Source organism: Arthrobacter sp. D1-29, from assembly GCF_054130585.1.
Genome location: NZ_CP096383.1, coordinates 3,814,784 through 3,830,221, shown reverse-complemented (window position 1 = coordinate 3,830,221; position 15,438 = coordinate 3,814,784). Strand labels below are relative to the sequence as shown.

The window sequence follows — 15,438 nt, the reverse complement described above, 5'->3', positions numbered from 1 at the left end:
CCGTGGTTCGGACCAGCCGTGGTTCGGATCAGCCGAACAGGACGGCCGCTTCGTCGTAACGCCTCTGCGGCACGGTTTTCAGCTTGCCCAGGGCCTCCTGGAAGCCCACATGCTCAATGTCAGTGCCCTTGAGCGCCACCATGGTTCCCCAGTAGCCCTCCACCACGGAGTCGATGGCGGCCATACCCAGCCGGGTCGCCAAGACCCGGTCGAAGGCGGAGGGAACACCGCCACGCTGAATGTGTCCCAGGATGGTGGCACGGGTTTCAATGCCGGTACGGGCTTCAAGCTCGGGAGCAAGCTGGTCGGCAATGCCGCCAAGCCTGGGCCTGCCGAAGGTGTCAAGGCCGCGTTCGGAATGCGGGGATTCCATGTGGTCCGGGACAAAGCCTTCCGCAACCACCACCAGCGGCGCACGGCCACGGTCGTGGGCTTCCTGCACCCATTCGGTGATCTGCTCGATGCTGACCTTCTGCTCAGGAATGAGGATGGCATGGGCTCCGGCGGCCATGCCGGCGTGCAGGGCGATCCAGCCCACGTGCCGGCCCATTACTTCCGCGATCATGCACCGGTGGTGGGATTCGCCGGTGGTGCGCAGCCGGTCGATGGCCTCGGTGGCGATCTGGACTGCCGTGTCAAAACCGAAGGTGTAGTCCGTAGCGTCCAGGTCGTTGTCAACGGTCTTGGGGACGCCCACGATCTTCAGGCCGGCGTCGGTGAGGCGCTTGGCTGCAGCGAGCGTGCCCTCGCCTCCGATGGCGATGATGGCGTCGATTCCAAGCCGCTCCATGTGGGCTTTGATGACCTCGGGGCCGCCGCCGTTCTCGAACGGGTTGGTCCGGGAGGTGCCCAGGATGGTGCCGCCCTGCTTGGCGATGCCCCGGACCATGGTTCTGGGGATGTCGATGATGTCGCCTTCGACGACGCCGCGCCAGCCGTCAAGGAATCCCACAAATTCGTGGCCGTGGATTGCGATGCCTTTGAGGACCGCTCCGCGGATGACTGCGTTCAGTCCGGGGCAGTCGCCACCGCTGGTGAGAATTCCAATTTTCATGTCTCGGCTCAAATCCTGGTGTTGAGGAATACAGGCAGAGCGCCACGCTGAGCTCAACCTAGATTGTAGTGCTGAGTGTGGGTTACGACACAAACCGGTTACAAAAGGCCCCGTTCCATTGCGATGACCACTGCCCTGGTCCTGTCATCCACGTCCAGCTTGTTGAAGACCCGCAGAAGGTGTGTTTTCACGGTGGCTTCGGCGATGTGCAGCCGGGCCGCGACCTCCGGATTGCTCAAGCCGTGGGACACCCAGCGCAGGACCTCCACCTCACGGGCAGTGAGCTGCGGCCTCTCCGGAGCGCGCAGGCGCGAGACGAGCCGCGCCGCTACCGGCGGCGCCAGGACGGTCTCACCCCGGGCCGCGGCGAAAACCGCATCGATGATGGTGTCTCCGGGGGAATCCTTGAGCAGATATCCGACAGCACCGGACTCCACCGCCCTGACGATGTCCGCGTCGCCGTCGTAGGTGGTCAGCACCAGCACTTTGGTGGCCGGGAACCGGTCGCGGATCTGCGCTGTTGCGCCGGCGCCGTCGAGCACCGGCATTCGCAGGTCCATCAGCACCACATCGGGCCGGTGCAGCTCAACGGCTGCCACCGCCTCCTGGCCGTTTCCAGCATCGGCCACCACGTCGATCCCCTCGGCGGTGCCCAGCAGGGCAGCGAGGCCGCCGCGGACCACAGGGTGGTCGTCGGCAAGAATGACCCTGACCTGGGTTGGGCCGCTCACAGGGCATCTCCCGTTTCTGTGGTTGTGGCGCGGGCGATGGGAACGACGGCGGTCAGGGTGGTCCCGGCGCCGGAGGAGGTGACCGTCAGATCGCCGTGGATTTCCTGAAGCCGGGCCGCCATGGACTTCAGGCCAAAGCCGCTGTGCACGGCGGAGGGGTCGAAGCCGCATCCGTTGTCGGTGACAGTCAGCCGGAGCTGCTGTTGGGACGCGTTGTTCCTGACTTCCACCAGCACTCTGGCGGCCGTTGCGCCCGAGTGCTTCCGGACATTATTCAGGGCTTCCTGGACCGTCCGGAGCAGCGCCACCTGCTGGGTCGACGAAAGCGGCTGGACGGTGTCCGGCACCTCCACGGTCAGCAGGATTCCTTCCAGGTGCATACTGTCGGGCAGGCGCCTCAGTGCCGCGATGAGGTCGCCGCCCTGAACATCGGACGGCACCCCGGAGGCCACCAGCGAACGTGCTTCAGCAAGATTGTCCCGTGCCGTTTGGGCGATTGCGGTGAGGCTGTCCATCAATCCCAGGTCCCTGTCATCTGGCGCTTCCACGGCTGCCCGGGGGTTGCCCGTCTGTGCATTGGCGGAAGGGGCAGTGGCGGAAACGGCTGGCCGGGTCCTGAGTTGTGCCTGCGCCGCTTCGGAGAGCATGGCAATGGACGTGAACCCCTGGGCCAGGGTGTCATGGATTTCCCTGGCCATCCGTTCACGCTCTGCGAGGGCTCCCCGGGCCTGCTCCGCTTCACTGAGCTCCTTGCGCGTCGCCTCCAGCTCTGCCAGCAGCTCGGCCCGCTGCTCACTTTGTTCGATGACCTTGGAGATCCACAGCCCGATCATGCAGCTGGCCACAAAGGAGGTCACGAGCTGCGCAGAGATGCCGTAAACCTCCGTGCCCTCCAATCCCCAGCGGCTGATCTGCCCGGCGGCCACGCCCACACACAGCACCGCTGTGGCCACCACGCCCTGGCGCTGGGAGGCAGTGAACATCCACACCTGCGGGAAGGCGACGAACAGCAGGACGCCGGCTCCGTCATAGACGAAGGAGAGGAACACCACCACGGCCACCAACAGCGCTACGTACACCGTGGGCTTTGCTGTTCTGAGGTCCCGGGTGCGCGTGAGGAAGGGGTAGGCGACCGCCAGCAGCAGCAGCGCGGCTACGGCGAGTGGCGTATTGGGCTCCGGCTCCTGGCTGAAGATGGCGAGGTACGACACACTGGCCAGCGCCGCGTAGAAACCTGCATGCCACCAGACCATGGAGGTGGTCCAGACGGAACGGGACGGAAGCAGCCGCTCCGTCCGCCCGCCGATGTTGCTCATTCCTGCACCCTATCCACGTCCTGCATAAGGTCCAAGAACGTAAGGTCCAAGAACCGGAGGGCTCCCGGCAGGGAGGCTACAACGGCCGCGGCTGTTTCCGGCGGGGTTACTTCTGCGGTGGCCACGTGAAGACCAGCTTCGCCAGTATGGCACCGGCGACGGCCCAGACGGCGAGCACCAGGAACGTCAGGGGCAGGTCATAGCTCTGGCCAGGTTCAACGGCTTCAAATCCAGCCGGGAGGAAAACGGACCGCAGTGCGCTGGCCGTCCAGCGGAGGGGAAACAGGTTGGCCACTGACTGCAACCAGGCCGGGAGCTGGGAAAAGGGGAAGTAGACGCCCGACGTAAAGGACAGGAGGAGCACCGGGAGCACCGCCAGCGTGGACGCGCTTTGCGCCGACTTGGGCAGGGCGGTGAAGGCGATGGCCACAGTTGCCCATGCCGCAGTGGACAGGATCATCAGCACGGTGATGAGGAGCCATTGCCCGGCCTCCGTTGGAAGCGGCACATCAAAGAGGAACCTTGCCGCGAGGAGCAGCAGGACCGTCTGGGCCACGATCAGGTACAGCGTCTGCCCCGTTTTGCCGATGAAGTATGACGCCGCGGGCAGCGGGGTCCCGGCCAGGCGTTTGACTGTGCCGTTGAACCGTTCCGTGGCCACGTAGCTGCTGAGGTTCTGGAAGCCACTGAGAATGGTGCTCAGGGCCAGCATGCCGGGGAGGTAATAGTGCGCAGGGGTGATGCCGCCGTTGCCGTTGGGGTCCGTTCCGAAGTTGGGCTCGTCGCCAAAGACGGTTCCGAACAAGGACATCATCAGGATGGGAAAGAACAGGACAAGGACCAGCGAGAGCACATCCCTGTTAAAGAGTTTGACCTCAAGGAGCACCCGGCCCATCCCGAGCCGGAACGCGGAAGGCTTCCAGGCGGATCCAGCGGCCGGCTGGCTGGGCGCGGGGAGGGTGACGTTCATGAGAGGACTCCTGGTGTTGAGGATGCTGCCCGACCGGAACCGGTTATGGCCGGTTCAGCTTCAAAAGCAGCGGTGTTGGCGGAACCGATCAGCTGGAGGTAAATGTCCTCAAGGCTTGGACGGACGACGGCAAGCTCCGCCGGCTCGGTAGCTCCGCCGTCGGACAGTGAATGGACCAGGGCTGCCGGATGCTCCGTCACCACCTCGCGCGGACCGATGGCGTCCCGCCATCTGACCCGGGGAACCCGGAGGCCCGGCCCTCCGATTTCCTGGGGCCTGCCTTCCGCAATGAGGCGCCCGTGGTTGATCACGCCGATCCTGTCCGCGAGCTGTTCGGCCTCATCCAGGTAATGCGTGGTGAGCACGATGGTGGTGCCACCGCTGCTCAGTTGCCGGATGAGCTCCCAGAACTGGCGCCTGGCTTCCGGGTCAAAGCCCGTGGTGGGTTCGTCCAGGAAGAGGACCTCGGGGCGCCCGATGATCCCCAGCGCGACGTCAAGCCGCCGTCGCTGGCCTCCGGAGAGGGTGGAGATCCGGACGCCGCCTTTGCCGCCGAGTCCTACCGCCTCGATCACTTCGTCCACACCATGTGGCCTTGGAAAGCAGGAGGCAAGGGACCTCAGGGCCTCCGATACCCTGAGTTCGCCTGAATCAGTGGCTTCCTGCAGGACGATGCCGATCCTTGCGCGGAAGGACGGCGCGGCCTTCCATGGGTTGGTGCCAAGCACGCGGACATCACCGCTGTCCGGTTTCCGGTGCCCTTCGAGGATTTCGATGGTGGTAGATTTTCCGGCCCCGTTGGGCCCCAGCAGCGCATACGTTTCACCTGCCCTGATGCTCAGTTCGAGCTGGTCCACCGCTGTGAGCGCCTGGCCTTTGGGCAGTTGGTACGTTTTGCTGAGGCCGCGGACAGAGATGGCCGCGTCTGTGGGCCCGGGTCCGGGCCTGGCTGAAGGCTTCATGCTTCAAGCGTGTCAGGGCCGGGCCTGCACCCAACAGGTCCGGCCGGTTGAACCTGGGGTCAACCGGCCGGTGGACGGAGGGTTGGGGGCAGCCCCTTTGGCCCCAATCTTTGGCCCCGAAATTCGGCCCAACCTTGGCCCCGAAACTCTGGCCAACCACAAAAGGGCCCCTGCTCGAAAGAGCAGGGGCCCTAAGGCACCGGTGTCAGGATCCGTTGATGGACCGCCTATCCAAAAAGGACTGCAGCGGGATGACGTTCCGCTGGTCCGGAAGGATCAGCCAGGCTGCGATATAGAACACCACTGCGGGTCCGGGCAGAAGGCAGAAGATCAGGAAGGCGATCCGGACGAAGGCCACATCCACGTTGAGCTTGGCAGCGATCCCTCCGCATACACCGCCCAGCCAGCGCTGGGGTCCCCGTTGCAGGCCGAAGCCCCTGACGATGCTGAAAAACTTGTCCATGGCTCAAGACTTCCCTGTTGTGGGCCCGTTGTCACGTTTCCGTGCCGACAGGAGCCCGCCGACCACCAGCGCGGCCCCGGCTCCGATCATCAGGCCAATGAGCACATAGGTGCCGTTCAGGGTCACGATGCCAAGCTGGGCGATGATGATCAGGGCGGCGAGGGCCAGGACCACGAGGCCCCAGACCACGGTTCCCACCCGGGTGGGCGCGGGGCCGGTGGGTTCTGTCCACTCGGAGGATCCCGCCGTCGGCGTTTCTTTGGTGTCTGAATCCGGTGCCGGATCAACGTTGCTCATGTCAGTTCCCTTCCTGGATGGTGACGTTGCTGAAGGTGCCGTCTATCTCGACCACCAGGCGGGCGCCGGGCAGTTCGGTGTTGTAGCTGCTTTCCCGGGTGGAGATGCCGCTGCGGTGGTTGGCGCCTTCATGGATGTTGCCCATGGTCATGTCGGCCTTGATGTCCACGGGGACGTTGTCCGGGATGACCACCTTGACGTTGCTCGCGGTGATGTCCAGGGGAACCACGACGTCGGACGTCAGCGGGGCGGCCACCCCGAGTTCCGTGAGGTCAACAGTTCCGCGGCCCGCCGTTACGTCGAAGCCGTTCCGGGCCTGTTCAATGCCGGCCGGCGTCCAGTCCACTTGCGTGAAGCGGACCCTGTCGCCGTCACCGACGACGTTGAAGATCCCGCCGATAATCAGGGCCACCACGGCGAAGAAGCCCAGGATTCCTGAGGACCTGCCGCGCAGTCCGGAGATCAGGATGCCGAGGCCCAGGACGGCTGCGGCGCTGGCCCAGACAATGGCGTTTGCGGAGTCGCCGAGGTTGATCACGTTTCCGGCGTCCAGGGCTTTCAGCCCGCCGCCCACAAGCAGGGCAGTTCCGGCGGTGATTGCCACCGCAGGGGTTCCCGGGCCGGCAGGGCGGACCTTGGGTGGGCGCGGCGGGCCCTGCGGCGGCTGGTAGCCGCCGCCGTAGCTGGTTCCGCCGTAGTTTCCGCCGCCGTAGCTGCCCCCGCTGTAATTGCCGCCACCCGGGAATCCGCCGCTGCCGTAGGGCGGGAGGGGGCCGGCGGGCCGGGTTGGCGAGTAAGGAGGGGTCCCTGTAGAGCCAGAACCGGAACCGGTATTGGTTGCCGAGTCGGTTGTGGAGTACGGGGCTGTGTAGGGGGAGGCAGGGTAGGCGGCCGCGAAGGCTGCGTTTCCGCCAGCGCCGGCTGGCTGCGGGGTGGCGTTCATGGGTGCTCCATTCCGGGCCTTGCTGCGTTGGGCCAGGTAGTAGATGAGGTAGATGGTGGCGCCCACCCAGAAGACGGTCCAGAGGAATCCGCCGAAGCCGTTGCGGCTCCAGCCCCAGAAGCCGCCGCCGAGCCCGGTGAGGCCCACTATGGTGGTGATCAGGGCACCTGTCATGCCCGTGGACCACCGGCCAGCGCCAGCTTCCTGGACGTGGATGCGGCCGTCCGGCTCGGGCAGGAACGCCCAGGCCAGGCCGTAGAGCAGCACGCCGATTCCGGCGAAGAGGGTGAGGACAATGAAGATGCCGCGGACAATCAGCGGATCGATGCCCATCCGGTAGGCAATGCCGCTGGAGACGCCGCCTATCCAGCGGTCACGTCCCCGTTGGATGCCGTGGCTCCGGATCCAGGTGAAGAAGTCAGTGGATTGGCCGGGTGCTTTGGCGGCGGCGTACTGGCCCGACGACGGACCTGTGTAGGCGCCTGCGTACGGCCCCGGGTACGGCCCCGTGTTCTGTCCCGTGTCCTGTCCGGACGGCTCGTCCTGTGCGGATGGCTCGCCGGAAGGGGACTGGTCCGCTGCATCCCGCGGCGCGGACGATGGAGTGTCCTGCGGTGATGCCGGGCCGGACGTCAGCGGTTCCGTGGGCTGCTCGGTTCCGCGTGGCGGCAGTGGTTCGGTGGGGTGTTCGTCATCTGGGGTGGGGGTCTGCGAGTTCATACTTCGATCCTGCCGTCCCGGGCCGTCCCGCTCTACTGGGGAACACCCTGACCCGTCCCTGAGATACCCCCGGTTCAGGCCGGAATCAGGTCCGGGGAACCCTGATCCGTGTTTGGATTGACACATGAGCACAACCTTTACCCGCCCACCGCTGGTCCGCAGCAGCGACCGCGTGATTGCGGGCGTGTGCTCAGGGCTCGCGGCGCATCTTGGCTGGCCGGTGAAGAACGTCAGGATCGGCATGGCGCTCGCAACGCTCGCCGGCGGTGCCGGCCTGGCCTTCTACGCCTGGCTGTGGATCATGGTTCCCACCGCTGACGAAAGTGCCCGGCGCAACGCCAGGCGGCCGGCGTCGCCCATTGCCCCTGCCGTCAGCATGGATCCGGCATTCGGCGCTGCCCCGCCCCCTGCTTTGGTGCCCCCTCCGGCGCCCCCGACGACGCCGACTGAAAACGGCCCAGGGACGGCAGGTTACGCTCCTGCCGCCACCGGTTATGGTCCGCCCCCGGCCGGCTATGAGGCTGCTGTCCGGCCGCCATGGTTCCGGGTCCGCACAATGCGGTACGGCAAGGAAATCCTGCTGGGTGCCGGCCTCCTCCTGGTGGCGGGAATCCTGATCGCCCAGCTCCTGGGCGTTGATGTGCCGCTGGGCACCTTGATTCCGGCGGCCGCCGTGCTGGGCGGTGCCTCCATTGCCTGGATGCAGCTGGATGAGACCCGCCGCGCGGGACTGCTGGATAAGACCAAGGCAGACCAGGCGGGCGGCTGGGCCCGCCTTGCCGCAGGCCTGGCCCTGGTGGTGGCGGGTGTGCTGGTGATGGTGTCCGGCTCGGGTTCCTGGGAACAGACGTGGCTTGCCCTGCTGGCGTCGGTGGCGGTCCTGGGCGGAGTGATCCTGGTGCTGCTCCCGTGGGCCCTGAAGTTCTGGCGGGACCTTGAATCCGAACGCGCCGGCAGGATCCGGGAGACGGAACGGGCGGAGATCGCCGCCCATCTTCACGATTCCGTGTTGCAGACCCTCGCCCTGATCCAGCGGCGCGCAGGCAGCGAGCACGACGTCGTCCGGCTGGCACGGGCCCAGGAGCGTGAGCTTCGGAACTGGCTGTTCCAGGACCCCGGGAAGGACGCGGGCCAGCTCTCGGACCGGATCAAGGCGACGGCCGCTGAGGTGGAGGATCTGCTGGGCAACGCCGTGGAAGTGGTGAGTGTGGGGGACACCGCCATGACTGAAGCTCACGAGGCCCTGGTGCAGGCAAGCCGTGAGGCGATGCTGAACGCCTCCAGGCACGGGGGCGGGTCCGTGTCCGTGTACCTGGAAGTCTCCAATGGCCGCGCGGAGGTCTTCGTCAAGGACCGGGGGCCGGGCTTCGAACTCAATGACGTGCCGGAGGACAGGCTTGGTGTCCGGGAATCGATCATCGGACGCATGAAGCGCCATGGCGGGACAGCGTCCATCACCAGCACCGCCGATGGCACTGAGGTGCGGCTGGGCCTCCCGGCCCTCTCAACGGAGAATTTGGAAGGAAGATCATGAACAACCTGCAGGGGACAGGACCTGTCCGCCCCGCCCAGCCTGTACGGGTGGTGATCGTGGATGACCACGCTATTTTCCGCTCGGGCCTTAAGGCAGACCTCGATGCTGGCATCCAGGTGGTTGGTGAAGCCGCCACCGTGGAGCAGGCCATCGCCGTGATCGCCCGGGAACGTCCCGAGGTGGTCCTCCTGGACGTACACCTGCCGGGCGGCCTCGGCGGCGGCGGGCGCGAAGTCATTGCAGGCTCTGCAGCACTCCTGGGCACCACCAAATTCCTGGCGCTGAGCGTCTCCGACGCTGCCGAGGACGTGGTGGCGGTCATCCGTGCCGGGGCGCGCGGGTATGTCACCAAAACGATCTCCGGTGCCGAGATCACCGATGCCGTGTTCCGGGTAGCGGGCGGGGACGCCGTTTTCTCGCCCCGGCTGGCGGGGTTTGTCCTGGATGCCTTCGGCACTGCCCCGGCGGACATAGCGGACGACGAACTGGACAGGCTCTCCGCACGCGAACTGGAGGTGATGCGCCTGATCGCGAGGGGCTACAGCTACAAGGAAGTTGCCAAGGAGCTCTTCATCAGCATCAAGACCGTGGAAACGCACGTGTCCGCGGTGCTGCGCAAACTCCAGCTCTCCAGCCGGCACGAGCTGACAAAATGGGCCGCCGAGCGGCGCCTCCTCTAACCCAAAGATGCGCTATCACTTTTGGTCGCTATCCGTGCTGTTTAGCGACCAAAAGTGATAGCGCATCGGGGTTTGGGGGGCTGGTTACTGCGCTTTGCCCAGGAAATCCTGCAGGCGGGCAACGCCGGTGGCGAGGTCGTCGTCGCCCAGGGCGTAGGAGAGCCGCAGGTAGCCGGACGGGCCAAAAGCCTCACCGGGCACCACTGCCACTTCAACCTCGTCCAGGATCAGCGCAGCCAGTTCGGCGGAGGTCGACGGCGTGGCGGTGCCGGTCGACGTCGGGAATTCCTTACCCAGCAGGGCACGGACGTCCGCGTAGACGTAGAAGGCGCCCTTCGGCGTCGGGCATTCCACCCCCTCGATGGCGTTCAGGCCCGCAACGATCGCCTTCCGACGGCGGTCAAAACTGACTTTCATTTCATCGACTGCGGTCAGCGGCCCGGAGACGGCCGCGAGGGCAGCGATCTGCATGATGTTGGAGACGTTGGAGGTGGCGTGGGACTGCAGGTTGGTGGCGGCCTTGATGACGTCGGCCGGGCCAATCATCCAGCCCACGCGCCAGCCGGTCATCGCATAGGTCTTGGCCACGCCGTTGAGGATGACCACTTTGTCGCCAAGTTCGGGGGCGGCCGTAGCGATCGAGGTGAAGGGCACGCCGTCGTAGGTCAGGTGCTCATAGATTTCATCTGTGACCACCCAGAGGCCTTTGGCCGCGGCCCACTTGCCGATCTCCGCCACCTGTTCCGGCGAGTAGACAGAACCTGTGGGATTGGACGGCGAGACGAACAGCAGGATTTTGGTCTTGTCAGTGACGGCTGCCTCAAGCTGCTCGACGGTCACCAGGTAGTCCTGGTCCGGGCCGGCGAAAACCTCCACCGGGACGCCGCCGGCGAGCCGGATGGCCTCGGGGTACGTGGTCCAGAACGGGGTAGGAACAATCACTTCGTCACCCGGATCCACCAGCGTGGCGAACGTGTTGTAGACCGCCTGCTTGCCGCCATTGGTCACCAGCACCTGGGATGCGTCCACGGCATAGCCGGAATCGCGCAGGGTCTTCTCCGCAATGGCTTTCTTCAGCTCGGGCAGGCCGGCGGCAGGGGAGTAGCGGTGGTACTTGGGCTGGCCGGCGGCTTCGATGGCAGCCTGGACAATGTAGTCCGGCGTGGGGAAGTCCGGTTCGCCGGCACCGAAACCAATGACCGGCCGGCCTGCTGCCTTGAGCGCCTTGGCCTTGGCATCAACGGCCAGGGTTGCGGATTCGGCAATGGCGGAAATGCGCTGGGAAACGCGGGCGGCAGACATGGCGGGTCCGTTCTTCGCTTGCAGCCCGGAGGCTGAATGGTGGAATTCGACGTGACCTACTCTATGCTGTTCACCGGATCGTTCGGGTTGCCGGCAAGGATATGACTGGATGTCAGATGAGCATGCAGGCACCGCGAATGGCCCGGAACGAGGCTGGTTCGACGAACGCGAAGTTGTTGCGTAGACTGGTTCTCCGGTGTTGAAAACACGGATGATGGCGTGCGCCCCAGTGGAAGCTGGCAAGTTCGTACAGGATGCGGTTTTTCGATCCATAGGGTAGTGGCGCAATTGGTAGCGCAGCGGTCTCCAAAACCGCAGGTTGCAGGTTCGAGTCCTGTCTGCCCTGCGCAAGCTGTTCCGGCGGAAAGCCGGAGCACGCGCAGTAACCATGGTTCTGATCAGAACCGGGTAATCCAACAGTGCATAGATGAGTGAGGACCAGGTGACCGAAACAGCTGCCAGCAGCTCCAAGGGCCGCCCAGCTAAGAAGGACGCCAAGGCAAACTTCTTCGCTCGCATTGCACTTTTCGTCCGCCAGGTCATCGGCGAACTGAAGAAGGTTGTTGCACCAACCCGCAAGGAACTGATCAATTACACGGCCGTGGTGCTGGTGTTCGTGGCCATCATGATGGTCATCGTCAGCCTGCTGGACCTCGGATTTGGATCCGCGGTCGGCTGGGTCTTCGCCGGGATCGCTCCCGGGGACCGCTAAGGCGAATCGTCCGCAGGCTGCGTGGTCCGTCCGGTAACCCGGAGGGAATCCACGTCAGTGTGCGGAATTGAGCCGTTTAAATAGGCATGTTAGGCAATGAGGAAGCAGGAGACCAAGTGTCTGAGCAGGAGCTCGAGGTAACCGAGACTGAGCTGGAAGAGTCTACGGACATCACGTCAGCCCCCACGGCGGAAGCCGGTGAAGAGTCTGAGGTTGAGTCCGCTGCGCCCGAATCCGCCGACGCTGATGCTGACGCCTTTGAGGACGAAGGTTCTGAGGACGACGATTCCGAGGATGCCGACTCCGAGGACGCCGACTCCGACGAGTCTGACGCCCTCGCCGCCGCGGCCGCCAAGGCCGAGGTGGACCCCGCCGAGGAATTCAAGGCCAAGCTGCGCCGCCAGGAGGGTGACTGGTACGTCATCCACTCCTACGCCGGTTACGAGAACCGCGTGAAGGCAAACCTTGAGACCCGCATCCAGACCCTGGACATGGAAGATTACATCTTCGAAATCCAGGTGCCCATGGAGGAAGTCGTTGAGATCAAGAACGCTCAGCGCAAGGTCATCAACCGCGTCCGGATCCCCGGCTACGTCCTGGTCCGCATGGACCTGACCGATGCCTCCTGGGGCGCGGTGCGCCACACTCCCGGCGTCACCGGCTTCGTGGGCAACGCCCACAACCCGGTACCCCTGCGCTTGGACGAGGTCTTCTCCATGCTCGCCCCGGTCTTCGAAGAAGAGCAGGCCGAGAAGGGCAAGCCCGTCAAGCACGCTGCCGCCCCTGTTGACGTTGACTTCGAAGTTGGCGAGTCCGTCATCGTCAAGGAAGGTCCGTTCGAGACCCTCCCGGCCACGATCTCCGAAATCAAGGTGGAATCCCAGACCCTCGTGGTGCTGGTCTCCATCTTTGAGCGCGAAACGCCTGTCACGCTGGCGTTCAACCAGGTCACCAAGATCTAGCAGCACCACCCAAGAATTCGTTCCGGCACTGCCCGCTTAGCAGCACTGGAACGGCCGGCCGCCTCGCCATGGCGGCCAAAAACCTGAGGCACGCTCCTGTGTCCCAGGACGCATTTGAGAGAAGGACCCTACATTGGCTCCCAAGAAGAAGGTCACCGGCCTCATCAAGCTGCAGATCCAGGCAGGTGCCGCTAACCCGGCTCCGCCCATCGGTCCTGCCCTTGGCCAGCACGGTGTCAACATCATGGAATTCTGCAAGGCGTACAACGCTGCCACAGAAGCCCAGCGCGGAAACGTCATCCCCGTGGAAATCACGGTTTACGAAGACCGTTCATTCACGTTCATCACCAAGACCCCGCCGGCTGCAGAGCTCATCAAAAAGGCTGCAGGCGTCGCCAAGGGTTCGCCCACGCCGCACACCGTCAAGGTTGCCAAGCTGACCCAGGCCCAGGTTAACGAGATCGCCACCACCAAGATGGAAGACCTCAACGCCACCAGCCTCGAAGGCGCAGCGAAGATCATCGCCGGCACCGCCCGTTCCATGGGCATCACCGTCGAATAGTCGAGGAATGAACGGACGGTGAGGGCTGAGGAACGAAGCACTCGCCGGAAGTGAGTCCCGCAGACTTTCGACAAAAAGATACTGCCGGAGGGTTAGGCCCACCGCTGCTGGTAGCCGGGATCGGGAAACCGACGACGACGACGGGCAGCACCGCCGGGAAACCGGCACCATTGAAAATTAGAATGTCGGCCATCCCATCCGGACAAAACAGCCGGATATCGGGAACACCGACTGTGGCAGGGCCCAGCGCGGTCCGCAGACCACAACTGCACAAGGAGAAATAAGCAGCATGGCAAAGCGCAGCAAAGCATATGAGGCAGCAGCCGCCAAGATCGACGCGGAGAAGTTCTACGCGCCGTTCGAGGCAGTAACGCTCGCCAAGGACACCAACCCGTCCAAGTTCGACGCAACCGTTGAGGTGGCCTTCCGCCTCGGCGTTGACCCCCGTAAGGCCGACCAGATGGTCCGCGGCACGGTCAACCTGCCCCACGGCACCGGTAAGGTCTCGCGCGTTCTCGTTTTCGCAACCGGTGACAAGGCTGAAGCAGCAATCGCTGCAGGCGCCGACTTCGTTGGTTCCGATGACCTGATCGAAAAGATCGCCGGCGGCTGGACCGACTTCGACGCAGCCGTAGCCACCCCTGACCTCATGGGCAAGGTTGGCCGTCTTGGTAAGGTGCTGGGTCCCCGTAACCTGATGCCGAACCCGAAGACCGGCACCGTCACGGCAGATGTCACCAAGGCTGTCAACGACATCAAGGGCGGCAAGATCGACTTCCGCGTCGACAAGCACTCCAACCTGCACTTCATCATTGGCAAGGTTTCCTTCGACGCCGTCAAGCTGGCCGAGAACTACGCCGCAGCACTGGAAGAGGTCCTTCGCCTGAAGCCGTCCGCTTCCAAGGGCCGCTACATCCAGAAGGCCACTGTGGCCACCACGTTCGGTCCCGGCATCTCCGTTGACCCCAACGTCACCAAGGTTCTGACTGAGGTCTAATCCTTCGTTGGAAACTTCGCAGCGGACTCGTCCGCCGCATCAGAAACCGCCCGGCGCCTGCGCCGGGCGGTTTCCTGCTTAAGCTGTAGGAATGGCTGAACCGAACCCGGATGCATCTGCACGAGGACATACCGAGCCGGAGATATCTGCTGTTATGGTCCCTCCGCTGGGCGGCAGCGGCGCCACATCCAATGTGGATCAATTGCCGAAGGAGCTCCTGTTCTGCCATGCCATGCGCCAGGAGCATGAACTCTCACTCTGGGGCAACCTGGACCGATGCCCCACCCTCCCGGAGGCGCTTGAGTATTGGCGCGGCAACGGCTACGAGGAGCGCCATGTCTACGTCGCCAGGCTGGACGGGGAGGTCATCGGGATGAGCACAGTGGAACTTTCGTTGAGCGAGAATACCCATACCGCCGGCATAGATGTCCTGATTGCTCCGGCCCATCGACGGCAAGGCCTGGGCCGGGCACTGTTGGAGCATGCCGAAGGGGTTGCCAGGGAAGGGGGCAGAACGTCCCTTTATGGTTACCACGAGGTTCCACCCAGGGCTCCAGGCGGATCCACGGTCCCGGCCAAGTCCGGCGCCGGCGCGCTGCCGCTGGATGAGCCTGCCGTGGCGTTTGCCGTGGCTGCCGGATATGAGCTGGAGCAGGTGGAGCGGTCCAGCCGCCTTACACTTCCCGTGCCGCCGCATCTGCTCGCCCAGCTGGAGACCGAAGCCGGTGCCCGGGCCAGGGAGTACGTACTCATAGGGTGGGATGACAGTTGCCCTGAGGAACTGGTGAACGGCTATGCCCGCCTCAAAGCCACGATGAGTACGGATGTTCCCATCGCCGGGCTCGACTGGGAGGGCGAGGATTGGGACTCGGCGCGGGTACGGGAGGATGAACGGGCCCTGATCCGAAGTGGTGTGCAATCTGCGGTCACCGCAGCCCTGCACCGCTCCACCGGGGAACTGGTGGCCTACACGGTCCTGAACTGGCGTCCCGGCGTCCCTGACACCATTTCCCAGCAGGACACCCTGGTAGCCGGGGCGCACCGGGGGCACCGCCTGGGAATGCTGATCAAGATCGCGAATCTTCGAAGCGCCCAGCGCCGGTGGCCCGCTGCGAAGTCGGTTCTTACGTGGAACGCCAGCGAAAACCAGCATATGCTGGCGATAAATATTTCGCTTGGATTCAAGCCTGACGGCTATGAAGGTGAGTGGCAGAAACGGCTGGGATGATGCCC

16 protein-coding genes and 1 tRNA gene are annotated in these 15,438 nt (G+C 64.6%); 8 read left to right on the top strand and 9 right to left on the bottom strand.

Features of this window, described 5'->3' with window-relative positions:
* Positions 1-28: 28 nt before the first annotated feature.
* The 8 genes from M1E17_RS17265 to M1E17_RS17230 all read right to left on the bottom strand — a co-directional run bounded on the left by M1E17_RS17265 (position 29) and on the right by M1E17_RS17230 (position 7,456).
* A complete protein-coding gene (locus M1E17_RS17265) occupies positions 29-1,054 on the bottom strand; it encodes an ATP-dependent 6-phosphofructokinase (RefSeq protein WP_267275902.1) in 1,026 nt (341 codons plus the stop codon).
* Positions 1,055-1,152: 98 nt separating this feature from the next.
* Positions 1,153-1,785 (bottom strand): response regulator, encoded by a 633-nt coding sequence (locus tag M1E17_RS17260; RefSeq protein WP_457963165.1) that lies wholly within the window; start codon positions 1,783-1,785, stop codon positions 1,153-1,155.
* A complete protein-coding gene (locus M1E17_RS17255) occupies positions 1,782-3,101 on the bottom strand; it encodes a sensor histidine kinase (protein WP_457963164.1) in 1,320 nt (439 codons plus the stop codon). The genes M1E17_RS17260 and M1E17_RS17255 overlap by 4 nt, the downstream gene beginning before the upstream one ends.
* 106 nt (positions 3,102-3,207) lie before the next feature.
* Complete coding sequence (locus M1E17_RS17250; protein ID WP_457963163.1) at positions 3,208-4,071, bottom strand: ABC transporter permease; 864 nt, start codon at positions 4,069-4,071, stop codon at positions 3,208-3,210.
* Complete coding sequence (locus M1E17_RS17245; protein ID WP_457963162.1) at positions 4,068-5,033, bottom strand: ABC transporter ATP-binding protein; 966 nt, start codon at positions 5,031-5,033, stop codon at positions 4,068-4,070. The genes M1E17_RS17250 and M1E17_RS17245 overlap by 4 nt, the downstream gene beginning before the upstream one ends.
* Positions 5,034-5,238: 205 nt before the next feature.
* Positions 5,239-5,496, bottom strand: coding sequence for a PspC domain-containing protein (locus tag M1E17_RS17240; protein ID WP_457963161.1), 258 nt, complete (start codon positions 5,494-5,496; stop codon positions 5,239-5,241).
* A 3-nt stretch (positions 5,497-5,499) separates the two neighbouring features.
* Positions 5,500-5,793: a hypothetical protein gene (locus M1E17_RS17235; protein WP_457963160.1), complete on the bottom strand. Its 294-nt coding sequence runs from the start codon at positions 5,791-5,793 to the stop codon at positions 5,500-5,502.
* Between the two features lies 1 nt (position 5,794).
* On the bottom strand, positions 5,795-7,456 hold the full coding sequence (locus tag M1E17_RS17230) for a PspC domain-containing protein (protein WP_457963159.1): 1,662 nt from the start codon (positions 7,454-7,456) through the stop codon (positions 5,795-5,797).
* 124 nt (positions 7,457-7,580) lie between these two features.
* Here M1E17_RS17230 and M1E17_RS17225 point away from each other — a divergent pair, with 124 nt between their 5' ends.
* Together M1E17_RS17225 and M1E17_RS17220 are read left to right on the top strand one after the other, a co-directional pair.
* Entirely contained in the window at positions 7,581-8,990 is a 1,410-nt protein-coding gene (locus M1E17_RS17225) for an ATP-binding protein (RefSeq protein WP_457963158.1), read from the top strand.
* On the top strand, positions 8,987-9,670 hold the full coding sequence (locus tag M1E17_RS17220; protein WP_457963157.1) for a LuxR C-terminal-related transcriptional regulator: 684 nt from the start codon (positions 8,987-8,989) through the stop codon (positions 9,668-9,670). Before M1E17_RS17225 ends, M1E17_RS17220 begins: the two co-directional genes overlap by 4 nt.
* An 84-nt stretch (positions 9,671-9,754) precedes the next feature.
* On the opposite strand, the gene M1E17_RS17215 is transcribed toward M1E17_RS17220, so the two are convergent.
* Positions 9,755-10,972, bottom strand: a complete 1,218-nt coding sequence (locus M1E17_RS17215; protein ID WP_457963156.1) for a pyridoxal phosphate-dependent aminotransferase — start codon at positions 10,970-10,972, stop codon at positions 9,755-9,757.
* A 273-nt stretch (positions 10,973-11,245) separates the two neighbouring features.
* Here M1E17_RS17215 and M1E17_RS17210 point away from each other — a divergent pair.
* The 6 genes from M1E17_RS17210 (at position 11,246) to M1E17_RS17185 (ending at position 15,433) form a co-directional block, all read left to right on the top strand.
* A tRNA-Trp gene (locus M1E17_RS17210) sits at positions 11,246-11,318 on the top strand.
* An 81-nt stretch (positions 11,319-11,399) separates the two neighbouring features.
* Positions 11,400-11,684 (top strand): preprotein translocase subunit SecE, encoded by a 285-nt coding sequence (gene secE, locus M1E17_RS17205; protein ID WP_457963155.1) that lies wholly within the window; start codon positions 11,400-11,402, stop codon positions 11,682-11,684.
* A 116-nt stretch (positions 11,685-11,800) separates the two neighbouring features.
* The gene (nusG, locus tag M1E17_RS17200; RefSeq protein ID WP_457963154.1) at positions 11,801-12,646 is read left to right on the top strand and encodes a transcription termination/antitermination protein NusG; all 846 of its coding nucleotides are present in this window, start codon (positions 11,801-11,803) and stop codon (positions 12,644-12,646) included.
* A 133-nt stretch (positions 12,647-12,779) separates the two neighbouring features.
* Complete coding sequence (gene rplK / locus M1E17_RS17195; protein ID WP_267275888.1) at positions 12,780-13,208, top strand: 50S ribosomal protein L11; 429 nt, start codon at positions 12,780-12,782, stop codon at positions 13,206-13,208.
* Positions 13,209-13,497: 289 nt separating this feature from the next.
* Positions 13,498-14,205, top strand: coding sequence for a 50S ribosomal protein L1 (gene rplA / locus M1E17_RS17190; protein ID WP_457963153.1), 708 nt, complete (start codon positions 13,498-13,500; stop codon positions 14,203-14,205).
* Positions 14,206-14,296: 91 nt separating this feature from the next.
* Positions 14,297-15,433, top strand: a complete 1,137-nt coding sequence (locus M1E17_RS17185) for an N-acetyltransferase family protein (protein WP_457963152.1) — start codon at positions 14,297-14,299, stop codon at positions 15,431-15,433.
* The last annotated feature ends 5 nt before the right edge of the window (positions 15,434-15,438 follow it).